Below are 12,168 nucleotides of genomic sequence, written 5' to 3'. Positions count from 1 at the left end.
TGCTGAGCGGAGTCGAAGCATTATTTCCTTAAAAGCAGACAATTCAATCAAAAGACACGGGTTTTATATAAACTTCCAGAACTTCCCTCTTCTGTCTCCCTTCTTCCCTCTTTCAAAAAACTCATCCGGACTATTTTAACTGACTTTCGTCATGTTTAAGATAAAAATTCTTAATTTTCCGCATTCAACATCTAAAAAAAGTCACTTGAAAGCGAAAAAAATTCATCATCAGCTTTATTTTCAGGTTATTATTGCCATAGCAGCAGGTATACTTCTGGGAAGATTTTATCCCGAACTGGGTGAAAAAATGAAACCTTTAGGCGACGGATTCATCAAACTGGTGAAGATGATCATCGCTCCAGTGATTTTCATTACTTTAACACTGGGAATTGCCCACATGACCGATCTCAAAAAGGTTGGACGTATTGCAGTAAAAGCAATGCTCTATTTCTTTACATTTTCAACTTTAGCATTAATTATCGGATTGATTGTAGGAAATATCTTACAACCGGGACACGGATTAAATATTGATCCTTCTACCTTATCAGGTGATGTTTCCCAGTATCAGCAAAAAGCTCATGACTCTACCCTGACAGGTTTTATCATGAACATTATTCCTGAAACGCTTTTCAGTCCTTTGGTTGGTGAAAATATCCTTCAGGTGCTTCTTGTAGCTATTCTGATGGGTGTTGCACTGGTTCTTACCAAAGAAAAAAGCCAGAAAGTGACTGATTTTCTGCAGGATCTGTCCACCCCTGTTTTCAAAATTGTGCATATGCTGATGAAGCTGGCTCCTATCGGGGCTTTTGGGGCAATGGCATTTACTATCGGGAAATATGGTCTTCATTCGGTACTGAACCTTATCTTTTTAGTAGGAACATTTTATATTACCTCTATTCTTTTTGTTGTATTGATTTTGGGTGCGGTGGCCTGGTATAACGGTTTCAGTATCTTCAAGCTGATGTTTTACCTGAAAGAGGAATTGCTTCTGGTTTTAGGGACGAGCTCTTCAGAATCAGCGCTGCCGGGGATTATGGAAAAGCTGGAAAAGGCGGGTTGCTCAAGAGCTATTGTAGGACTTGTGGTGCCTACGGGATACTCTTTTAACCTGGACGGAACCAATATCTATATGACACTGGCCTCTCTTTTTATAGCCCAGGCTCTTAATATTCACCTTCCACTGGAAAAGCAATTAATGTTACTTTTAGTGGCAATGCTAAGTTCAAAAGGCGCTGCCGGTGTTACGGGAGCAGGATTTGTAACACTGGCTGCAACATTGGCCGTTGTTCCGGAAATTCCAATTGCGGGAATGACTTTAATCTTAGGAATTGATAAGTTTATGAGTGAATGCAGAGCGTTAACCAATGTTATCGGAAACTCTGTTGCGACTGTAGTTGTAGCAAACTGGGAAAAACAGCTGGATAAAACGCAGCTGCAATATTGTCTGGATCATCCGAATGAAATTGAGAAAAAATTAGAAGTTTAGGATATTTTTTTCATCAACACAACAGGACTTCCAACGGTTGAATTATCGCAGAACTAAAGTTCTCCAATTCTATTGAATAGATGGGAGATCTTATGAAAAACTACTGGAAATAGACAAATCAGGTCAGGATATTCAGGCTCGCTGGCTGTACTTTTACATGTACGGGCGATTTTATTTTATTAAACTCACCATCAAGATGCCAGTTTTTGGTATTTACTTTAAATGAAATTTCTGAAACGGGAAGATAGGTTACATATTCATCATCCTTCAGCCTTTTGGTAAACATTCTGAAAGCAAAAAGAGCTGAATATGTGAGCGGAAATTTTTTCACCAGGACCATATCTACCAAACCGTCACTTTTACTTGCATTGGGAGCAATATAAGCGTTGTTTCCAAACTGGCGTGTGTTGGCTACATTCAGCATAAGGTAGCGCCCATTGTACTGTTGATAGGCTTCATCAAAAAACTTTACCTTGATAGGTTTGTAATTGAAGAATGTTTTCAGGGAAACTTTGATATAATTTTTGAATCCACGGCTGGTTTTTTCGAATTCTTTAACAACTTTACCATCAAAACCTGTTCCTGAAACGTTGATAGAAAGCCTGTCATTAACGGTAAAAGTATCAATCTTCCTGGATGCTTTGGCTTTGATTTTTTCTAAAAGCTCGTCCAGATTTTTGCTGAATTTAGTCTCATTGGAAAAGCCATTTCCGGATCCTGCCGGAAAGATAGCCAGGATTTTATCTGTATTGATAAGATTTCTTGCCACTGTGGAAATGGTTCCATCCCCTCCGATAGCGACAAAGATATCAACACGGTCAAAATTTTCCCTGATAAAATCATCTGTCCCCGGAATAGATTCGGAGATATAGTACAAAGGATTACTGACCTTTTTTTTGAGTTCATCAAGAAACGGCTGATAGTTTTTTTTGGCCGAAAAAGGATTAATGATAAAAGCTACTCTTTCCATTACCGCAAAAATAAAAAATGCTTCCAGATCCGGAAGCATTAATTTAGTTTATTTTCATTCTTTCTTTAAATTCTGTATTTAATGTTCCTTTAAGTTCTTGCCAGGAAACAGGAATAACAATGTCTCCGGCTGCAAAAGCGGTAATTTCATACGGACTGTAGTGGAAGTACAGGTTTTTCTGATCAAAATAGAAGTTATCTGTGGCAGGAATGACTTCTACCAGCAGCATATCTGAATTTTTCACTTCCCCTTCACTGTCTGTTGTACCACTGCCAATCTTATTGATATTTTTCATCAGTATAGCTTCAAGTTTGGCTTTTGGCATTGAAGTAATGTCTTTAAGTTCCAGTTTTTTATTGTTTTTAAGATCAAAAACTCTTTCTGAAAACCCGTAATTATCGTGGGCACCACCTTCATATGAACTCCATACATACCTGATATGCATATAATCGTTATCATTAGATACCAATTTCATATGGGAATCTGAATACCATTTCTGTGCATAGGAAATATCTGAAATCCAGTCTTTGCTATCGCTCTTTATAGATTGGAAATATTTATTTTTTTCGTTGTCCAGATAGGCTTGCAGGCCTTTTTTAGAAAAATCCTTGATTGCTTTGTTGTCAAAATAGATACTGTCCAGCAGTTTTTTGTCTTTCAGAGTCGGGAAAACGAGTATTCTGGATGTAAAACTTACAGTCAGCGAATCTGCTACTTTTGAAGAATCGCTTACTTTTACGGAATCCACTGTAAATTTTTCCAGCTCGGAAATTTCTGTTTTGTCAGAAGATGCAGTTATGTTTTCTCCTTTTTTACATGATGAAAAAGCAAGCAAAGAAGAAACTGCCAGAACGGCAATCGTGTTTTTCATAATTATCTTTTGATACTTAATGCAAAAACCATTCAAAAGATGAATGGTTTTCAAAAATTATTTTTGTTGATCTGAATAAGTTTTGCTTTTTATGACTTCCTGATCAGGCTTATCACCTGGTTTTCACTTTTTGATGCGGTTCCCCATATCTGTTTGAATGCAGGATAGTATTCTTTCGGATAATCCGGGCTGGCAATTTTTGTGGTAGAAATTATTTCAAGTTTGTTGCCTTTCTGTTCAGCGATGTAGCTGTATTCTATTTCTTTGTCATCTGTAACGATCTTTTTACTTTTAGGCATGGCTTCTATGATATAGCCTTCCGGTATCTCAAGAATAACTTTTTTAACTTTCGTGAATGATGAAATAAAGTCTATCTGATATTTTCTTTCATCAATCTGATCAAATTCGTTGGAGTTCTTGCCGAGAAAAAGCATAGGATTGATGATCATTTTCTTCCCTACTTTATCTACCATGTTGTCTGAAGTGAATTTCATTGTGCTTTCAAAATCCCCGTTTTCCAGAATTTTAGAATCAATTCCTGTAAAGTCTATCGCAAAGTTTTCTTTGTACTGTTTTTTGTACTTTTCAGCATTTTCATCGTAGCTTTCTTTAACAAACATAGCGTATGAACCGGTATCTTTATCAGAATAAGTTCCTGAAATACTACCATCTTCATTGATTTTTGCTTCTGTCGTAAGATAATTGAAGCTGGTTGTGGCATTTCCCATCTCGATCAGGGTTGCTTTTTCCTTAGCCATCAGAACACCGTACTGGTTCCAGTCTCTTGGAGGGAGGTTGTTCGCAGATGCCTGCTTTGAGGTGGCATCGTAAAGGCTATACCCATCTTTTATTTTAACTGCTGCAATTACAAAATTCATCCCAACTATACTAGGAGAAATTAAATTAATCACGCCGTTGTCTACCGTGGAAATGGCAAGCGGATCGGCTTTTATACCAGCTTCTCTAAGCATCATAATGAGAAAGAGATTAATTTCGGCTGCATTTCCTGTTTTGGTTTCCAAGAGCTTTTTTATTCCGTCTTCCGTATAGATTCCACGGTCTTTATTCCAGGTGAATGTATTTTTTACATAATTAAAAATAGCGTCTGCTTTTTCGGTATCGGAATGCAGGCCTGAAATAATTGATGGTACTAATTCTTTAGCCAGTTTTGTTTTTTTCAGTTCTTCTCCAAAATCATCATCTTTATAGAGCTTTTCTTTGATTTCTTCCCATGAGGAGGAATACATTTTCACTTGTCCAAAATTAGTAGAGTGAAGCTCTGCGCTTACTTTTGTACGGTAATTTCTATCATTTTTGACAAATTTTTCAGATTTGAACCCTTTTAAGTTTTCATATCCGAATCTATAAGTTTTAAACGGCATTCCATACATTGTTTTTTCTTCCACCATCCTATACTTTGGAGTTAATGAACCGGTATAGTTTACATTATAAGCTATATGAGAGGGGCTGTCCAGAATATATTCGGTGTAAAGAGCAGGCGTGTCAGACTCTATTACCACCTGTGGAACCGAATATAAAAACGGAGATAAAACTTCATACTGATATTCTATAATGGAACCGTTTTTCACATTGGGAAAAGCAAATTTGGTTATGGTTGTATATTTACTCTCTTTGCTCTTATACTTTGAACTTTTATCCACTTTTGTAGCTACTGCTGCTCCATTTTCCAGATTGTAAACGAATGCTTTCATTTTGTTTAAAGCCTCTTCATCACCATGAGCATTTTTGTACAGCGGAATTTCAAGATTCAACCAGTCTTCTGCTTTATCTTTATCATAAATTTTAACCCTGTAAAAAACCTTTTTCCTAAGATCCCCGGTAGAAGTATCAATATCAAAATGTACCGATTTATATAAAATTTCTGCGGGTGCATTTTCGTCCAGTGCAGATTTTGCTTTAGAAAGATCTGCATTATCAAATTTCGGGGGATCCAGAAATTCATGTTTCTGACCGTTTACAGAAATTAAAATTCCGAAGCAGAAAGCTGTTAATAAGTTTTTTTTCATGGTTAAATTTTAGTCAGTAATATTTTTGAATTATCCATATTCAGGGTCTTTTTCCTGAAACTTACGTATTCATTATATTTTTCTTTTGGAAATATTCCTTTGTTAATTTTAATGAATCGTGTAACTTTTACAGATTCACCGTTTTTTACAATATTCAGTTTGTAGGTTCCAAATTCAGAATTGATGGTTACATTTTCCGGAACTTCATCAATTTTATAATTTTTTGGAATGATAAAATCAATTTCGTATTCATCCTGGAAAGACTGCCCTATCTCAAAAGGAAGTTCTCTGTTCTCATCTGATTTATAAAAATTATTCGAGAAAACAGGCACGGCTCTGAAAATCAAATTTGTTCCTGTAGTTTTGGAATAGTTATTAGCTTTAAAATCCACATTGAATTTTATCATTCCATTATCTTTGTCATTAATGAAATCTTTCATATCCACCTTTTCAAAATTCAGAACGTCAAATGCCTTTTTCATAGCTTCAATTCTTTCTTTTGGTGATAAATAAGCATAGACCAGATTATTATCATACTGACTTCCGGTATAAGCAAACTGAATTTCGCCATTGATACTGTTGTCTTCCGTAAGGTGAATTTTAACAGTCTGTTTTTCCCTATTCTGTTCAGCTGTATATGTTGGTGTATTGATAAGTTCTATCCCTTTTTTGGTTACGGCAAGAACATTTCTGTCTGTAGTATTGTAGCTCAAATGGTTAAAAGCAACCTGTTGGGATGTGTTTTCCAGCCAGATATTCCCTTTTTCCGTAGGAACCATCAAAATCGCATGATTTCCTCCCATAGATGGAAAGTCGGGATCAAAAGAAATATCGGATGAACCTGAAGTAATAACACAGTAATTAGATGGAATTCCCGCTTCGTTCAATAATGTCTTCATATAATTGGTAAGCCCTTTACAGTCTCCATATCCTTTTTTGTTTACCTCATCGGGAGGCATCGGAAGCCAGCCGCCAATTCCCAGTCCTACAAATATGTATCTTGTTTTGGACTGCATATACTGGTAAAGTTTTTTCACTTTTTCCTCTGTGGAACCTTCTAATTTCAATGCAGCTACCTCAGCTTTAATGGCAGGAGTAGATACAGAAACAGGCTCTACAAGATTACTATAATACCAGGTTCCGAAATCTGTCCAGTTATTCAAAGCTCCCTGTTTACCTTCCAGATTGAATTTAGCTAAAGTAAAGCTTACTTTAGGCAATATTTTTTCAGGCTGGGGCAGCATCTGTATATCATCTATTGCCGGAACATTTTTATAGGAATAAGTTTTTTCATTACCATTATCAGCTGCAATTACTGCGGTATAATTGTATTTTGAGGGATAGGTTTTGGTCTTAAGATCAATTCCTGATTTATTGATTATTTTGAACTGGGCTTCTTCAAGAGAGATATTCGGAGAGGAAAAGGGTACAAAATCGGGAATGAAAATAGTATTCTCATCTGTGATCTGGTAGGAAAAATCAATGGTATATGGATAATAGGCCGAAGTATACGGTAAAGCTAAAATCCTGTTATCCGAATAAAATACACCCTGAGTATTATTGGCAAAGTCTCCGAAATCTGATTTCGAAAAACTCTTTACTTTCTTCCCGGACTCATCATAAATAGTCACTTTTACTTCGGAAATATTATCTCCTTTCTGATAGGGAATATAAATATGGGCTTTAGAGTCACCGTCTTTATTTAAAACAGTAGTTACTGTATTATACTGATATTTAATTTCGTCAATCTTATTGATCTGAACGGTTGTAAGATCTTTCCTTATTACAACATCTGCATTTTTCTTCAGGTTTTCAGGAATTGCAGAAACAGGATAAGTTTGTGCATAATATAAGGAGGCTATAGAAAGCGCTCCTAAAACTAATATTTTCATCATTATAGTTTAACTTTTATAAATAATTGATTAACGTTAATTACTATTTCTTTACTAAAGTAATTACCTGATTTTCAGAATCTGAAATAGCTTTCCATATCTGTTTAAAGAAAGGATAATATTCTTTAGGATAGTTCTGGCTTCCTATATTCACTTTTGAGGTAACGACCAATTTGTTACCAACAGTTTCAATTTTATATTCATAAGATATTTCCTTATCATCAGTAGCAATTTTTTTATCTTTTGGAAGACTTGAAACCTTATAGTTTTCCGGTATTTCCAATTCAATTTTCTTTTCTTTCTCAAAAGCAGAGATAAAATCGATCTGATATTTTCTTGTATCAGTTTGATTAAAGGATTCATTTTGATTATTCAGAAATAAAAGCGGATTGATTACTATCTTATTTCCTACAATATCCATTAAATTATTCCCTGAAAACTCCATCTGAGATTCAAAATCTCCATCCTGGAGAAGTTTTGATTCTACTTTCTTGATATCTGTATTATACTTAGTTGCAAAAGACTGATTGTATTTATCTTTATTTACATCAAATCCGTCGTAAGATTCTATAGCATACATTCCATTATCATTTTGTTTAAATGTTCCTTTTACAATGGAATTATCTATGTCAAGGCTTGCTTTGATCTCCTGTTGTTTTTTGCTGATGTTTGTATTGGAATATGAAAAACTTGTTCCTTTGCTTTTTTCCATTAAAATTCCGAAATCATTCCAATCTCTTTCCGGAAGAATATTTACTCTCGAACTAAATGATGTAGCATCATAAAAATAGGTTTGTCCATTGATCTTTACCGATGCCAGCACAAAATTCAGATTACTAAGTCCTGGAGACCCTATATTCAATATTCCATTATCTACTGTAGAAATTAGCAGAGGGTTAGCTTCAATTCCTGCGTGCCTTAAAAGCATGATCAGAAGTAGATTAATTTCCGCACTATTCCCGGATTTTGTTTTCAGGAGCTGTTTAAGACTTTGCGTAGTCAATATTGCATCCTTTCTGTCCCATTTGTAATTTTCTTTTACAAAACTAAAAATCTTATCTGCCTTTTCTACAGAATTGTAGCCGTTCTTTAACTGTTCCGGAAGTATATTACTTACATTATCCTTAAGAAATCCACCGAATTCCTCATTCCTGTCAAGTTGCACTGCTACCTCGTTCCAGTCTTTTGCATCAGTATAGATAAAATATTTCCCTTTATATTGCTTCAACTCCGGTTTTACTTTTCCCCGATACCGATCTATATCTTTTACAAACTTTTCTTTCTGGACAGGCTTCATATTTTCATATCCGAAACGGAATATATTATATAATGCCCCCAAACGATTTTCGTTGCTCGAAACATGATATTTGGGAGTGATAATATTTCCTGTATTGTTAAAATGATAAGTCAGTCGATCATCCGGATATTCCAAATTATATTCCTGATAAACAACCGGAATACTATACTCCAGAAAATAAGTAAGGTTTACCACATTTCTCGTTACGATCTTATAACTATATTCAATGACTGCCCCATCCTGAATATTAGGTAAGGCAAGTTTATAGATCTTTAAGCCTTTTGTAAAATTTTCTTTAAGCTGATCTTTTTTATCAATTGAAATTTTCTCTACTTTACCGTTTGTAAGATTGTATACTTTCACGTCATATTTATCCAGCCTGTCTTCAACAAATAAAGGAATTTCGATGTTCAGCCATTCTTCTGCATTCTTCTTATCATATACTTTGATTTTTGAATAATATTCTTTTTCAATGGTATTATCAGGCATAAAGTTATACCTTACAGAATTATAGAGTATTTCCGCAGGGGCACTTTTTTCTATCAATGAGTTGGTTTTCTTTAAATCATCTTCATTAAAGACCGGTTGAGAGAGAAATTTGTGCTGTCCAAAAAACAGATTAAAGGCCAAACCACATATTGTGATATGGAATTTATAACGAGTCATCATAATATTTTTTATCATTTGTTACTATAAATTGAATAATTGAAGGCTAATAAAATTTTAGATAATCAGATTAGTATATAAAGTTTCCTCAGGTTAAAACTCTTTTATTGACTTTGATAAAAGTTTGGTATCAAGAATAAATACTATAATCTTTATGCAGGATATAAAGATACCGGAGATAGCTCCTATAAATAAAATTTTCATCATGTTTATTAAAATTGAGCAAAAATAATAAAATCTTAATATATGTTAATTTTTTATTTCAAAATAAATGTCAATACTATGTGAAAGGCTTCACCACTGCATTTTTATATATACTAATTTTAACAGATTATATCTCTAAATAATGATGTTTTATAGTTTTTCTTCAATATTTTAATTTATAGGATAGTATTAAATTCTTATTTACAGAACAGACATAAAAAAAGACTTCATTTCTGAAGTCTTCAATATTTCTTTTTTGATTAATTACTGGTCATTTGGAATTCTGTTACTATCGTACTTATCACTGCTTAAAGCAAGAACTGGTATAAAAATAAAACCGAAGAAGAATAAAAGAATAGTATAAACCGGAGTTTCTTTCCCAAACCCTTTCGCCAATCTGTCATTAACAACCCATGATGCGTAAATATTAACAAGAGGAATTAAAAACAGGATAATCCACCATATGGGTTTCTTGACAATATCTAGCAATACGATAATATTGTAGATCGGGATAAAAGCTGCCCAGGCATCCTGTCTTCCGGCTTTCTGAAATATTTTATACATACAGTATCCATAAAATATATAAGCCAGCAATCCGAAGATCATAGTGCCTATTCCCAGCCCTGCAGCTGCTGCTCCGGTCATTGAATCCATCCCTTCATAAGGGTCTGTTTGTAAAAGAGTTAACATAGTATTATTTTTTATTGGTTTTCACCAAATATAAAAAAAGCTTCTAATACATAGAAGCTTTTTTTAATATATTTTTAATAACAATTATGCATCAATCTTTGCATATTTTGCATTTTTTTCGATAAATTCTCTTCTTGGCGGTACTTCATCCCCCATCAACATTGAGAATATACTATCTGCCTCCACTGCATTATCAATCGTAACCTGTTTTAAAATTCTGTGCTCAGGGTTTAGCGTAGTTTCCCAAAGCTGTTCAGGGTTCATTTCTCCAAGACCTTTGTAACGCTGAACTTCCACGCCTTTTCCATCCGGAGCCATTTCTAAAGTAAATTCTTCCCGTTCCTTCTCATTATAAGCATATATCTTCTTATTTCCTTTCTTCAATAAATATAAAGGTGGCTGGGCAATATAAATATATCCGTTCTCAATAAGTTCTTTCATGAATCTGAAGAAGAACGTAAGAATAAGCGTAGAAATGTGGGAACCATCAATATCAGCATCGGTCATGATAACAATTTTATGGTATCTCAGCTTAACCATATTTAAAGCTTTGCTGTCTTCTTCTGTTCCTACAGAAACTCCAAGGGCAGTATAGATATTTTTAATCTCCTCATTATCATATACTTTGTGAAGCATTGACTTTTCAACGTTCAGGATCTTACCTCTTAAAGGTAAAATTGCCTGGAAGTGTCTGTCTCTACCCTGTTTAGCTGTTCCACCTGCGGAATCTCCCTCCACCAGGAACAATTCGGATTCTGCCGGATCTTTGGATGAACAGTCTGACAGTTTTCCCGGAAGTCCTGAACCACCCATCGGTGATTTTCTCTGAACCATTTCACGGGCTTTTTTAGCTGCCTGTCTGGCTTTTGCCGCCAAAACTACTTTCTGAACAATAATTTTAGCTTCATTAGGATTTTCCTCAAGGAAATTGGTAAGCATTTCCCCAACAATTTTATCTACAGCACCTGAAACTTCGGAGTTACCCAATTTTGTTTTAGTCTGTCCTTCAAACTGAGGTTCCATTACCTTTACAGAAATTACGGCAGTAAGTCCTTCACGGAAGTCATCACCGGTAATTTCCACTTTTTCTTTCTGCGGAATTCCCAAATCATCAGCATACTTCTTCAAAGTTCTCGTCAAAGCACGTCTGAAACCCGCAAGGTGAGTACCTCCTTCATGGGTATTGATGTTATTAACATAAGAGTGAAGGTTTTCGCTGAATGAAGTATTATAACGCATAGCCACTTCCACAGGAATATCATCTCTTTCACCTTCCATGAAGATTACGTTCTCCATGATAGATTCACGGTTTCCGTCAATATGGGCAACGAATTCCTTTAAACCTCCCTCAGAATAGAAAATTTCCGTTTTGAAAGAACCGTCTTCCAGCGTTTCTCTTTCATCGGTAAGGGTAATGGTAATTCCTTTATTAAGGTAGGAAAGCTCTCTTAAACGGCTCGCCAAAGTATCATAGTTATAAACCAGTTCTGTAAAGATACTATCATCAGGCTGGAAGAACTGTTTGGTACCTCTCTTGTCGCTGTGACCAATTTCTTCAACCCCGGTTTGTGCTTTTCCTCTTGAATATATCTGCTGATAAACATTCCCGTCTCTGTAAACAGTGGTAATCATTTCATTGGAAAGTGCGTTAACACACGAAACCCCAACTCCGTGAAGACCTCCGGAAACTTTGTAAGAATCTTTATCAAATTTACCTCCGGCCCCGATTTTCGTCATTACAACCTCAAGGGCGGATTTTTGTTCTTTTTCATGGAAGTCTACCGGAATACCTCTACCGTTATCACTAACCTCGATTCCGTTTCCTTCTTTAATGCTAACGAAGATCGTATCGCAGTATCCTGCCAACGCTTCGTCAATAGAGTTATCTACTACTTCATAAACCAAATGATGGAGACCTCTTACTCCCACATCACCAATGTACATTGAAGGACGCATACGTACGTGCTCCATTCCTTCCAATGCCTGAATACTACTAGCTGTATATTGTTTCTGACTCATATAAATTATTAAAATCCTGCCAAATGCAGAGACTCACAAAGATCGT

The 12,168-nt window shown here is 35.3% G+C and carries 8 protein-coding genes; 1 reads left to right on the top strand and 7 read right to left on the bottom strand.

The genetic code is table 11. From position 1 onward, the window contains the following. Nucleotides 1–205: 205 nt before the first annotated feature. A complete protein-coding gene (locus tag HNP36_RS02575; protein WP_184160731.1) occupies nucleotides 206–1,486 on the top strand; it encodes a dicarboxylate/amino acid:cation symporter in 1,281 nt (426 codons plus the stop codon). A 118-nt stretch (nucleotides 1,487–1,604) separates the two neighbouring features. Here the strand turns inward: HNP36_RS02575 and HNP36_RS02570 are convergent, their stop codons facing one another. The 7 genes from HNP36_RS02570 to gyrB all read right to left on the bottom strand — a co-directional run bounded on the left by HNP36_RS02570 (nucleotide 1,605) and on the right by gyrB (nucleotide 12,122). Beyond that, nucleotides 1,605–2,495: a diacylglycerol/lipid kinase family protein gene (locus tag HNP36_RS02570; protein WP_410494143.1), complete on the bottom strand. Its 891-nt coding sequence runs from the start codon at nucleotides 2,493–2,495 to the stop codon at nucleotides 1,605–1,607. Between the two features lie 4 nt (nucleotides 2,496–2,499). After that, nucleotides 2,500–3,327 (bottom strand): RsiV family protein, encoded by an 828-nt coding sequence (locus HNP36_RS02565; protein WP_184160735.1) that lies wholly within the window; start codon nucleotides 3,325–3,327, stop codon nucleotides 2,500–2,502. 89 nt (nucleotides 3,328–3,416) lie between these two features. Beyond that, nucleotides 3,417–5,354, bottom strand: coding sequence for a transglutaminase domain-containing protein (locus HNP36_RS02560; RefSeq protein ID WP_184160738.1), 1,938 nt, complete (start codon nucleotides 5,352–5,354; stop codon nucleotides 3,417–3,419). 2 nt (nucleotides 5,355–5,356) lie between these two features. Then, complete coding sequence (locus HNP36_RS02555; protein WP_184160741.1) at nucleotides 5,357–7,249, bottom strand: DUF3857 domain-containing protein; 1,893 nt, start codon at nucleotides 7,247–7,249, stop codon at nucleotides 5,357–5,359. A gap of 40 nt (nucleotides 7,250–7,289) precedes the next feature. Beyond that, nucleotides 7,290–9,227 (bottom strand): DUF3857 domain-containing protein, encoded by a 1,938-nt coding sequence (locus HNP36_RS02550; RefSeq protein WP_184160744.1) that lies wholly within the window; start codon nucleotides 9,225–9,227, stop codon nucleotides 7,290–7,292. A gap of 450 nt (nucleotides 9,228–9,677) precedes the next feature. Continuing rightward, nucleotides 9,678–10,103 (bottom strand): DUF5684 domain-containing protein, encoded by a 426-nt coding sequence (locus tag HNP36_RS02545; RefSeq protein ID WP_184160747.1) that lies wholly within the window; start codon nucleotides 10,101–10,103, stop codon nucleotides 9,678–9,680. Between the two features lie 84 nt (nucleotides 10,104–10,187). After that, nucleotides 10,188–12,122, bottom strand: coding sequence for a DNA topoisomerase (ATP-hydrolyzing) subunit B (gene gyrB / locus HNP36_RS02540; protein ID WP_184160750.1), 1,935 nt, complete (start codon nucleotides 12,120–12,122; stop codon nucleotides 10,188–10,190). Between the last annotated feature and the right edge of the window lie 46 nt (nucleotides 12,123–12,168).

Source organism: Chryseobacterium shigense (assembly GCF_014207845.1).
GTDB lineage: Bacteria > Bacteroidota > Bacteroidia > Flavobacteriales > Weeksellaceae > Chryseobacterium > Chryseobacterium shigense_A.
The sequence above is the reverse complement of the archived record's forward strand: the minus strand, read 5'-3'. Positions and strand labels throughout refer to the sequence as shown.

What these genes read in the sequence shown, in the direction of transcription:
- HNP36_RS02555 (WP_184160741.1), bottom strand. Translation starts at nt 7,249, where the DNA reads ATGATGAAAATATTAGTTTTAGGAGCGCTTTCTATAGCCTCCTTATAT.
- gyrB (WP_184160750.1), bottom strand. Translation starts at nt 12,122, where the DNA reads ATGAGTCAGAAACAATATACAGCTAGTAGTATTCAGGCATTGGAAGGA.
- HNP36_RS02560 (WP_184160738.1), bottom strand. Translation starts at nt 5,354, where the DNA reads ATGAAAAAAAACTTATTAACAGCTTTCTGCTTCGGAATTTTAATTTCT.
- HNP36_RS02545 (WP_184160747.1), bottom strand. Translation starts at nt 10,103, where the DNA reads ATGTTAACTCTTTTACAAACAGACCCTTATGAAGGGATGGATTCAATG.
- HNP36_RS02565 (WP_184160735.1), bottom strand. Translation starts at nt 3,327, where the DNA reads ATGAAAAACACGATTGCCGTTCTGGCAGTTTCTTCTTTGCTTGCTTTT.
- HNP36_RS02550 (WP_184160744.1), bottom strand. Translation starts at nt 9,227, where the DNA reads ATGATAAAAAATATTATGATGACTCGTTATAAATTCCATATCACAATA.
- HNP36_RS02570 (WP_410494143.1), bottom strand. Translation starts at nt 2,495, where the DNA reads ATGCTTCCGGATCTGGAAGCATTTTTTATTTTTGCGGTAATGGAAAGA.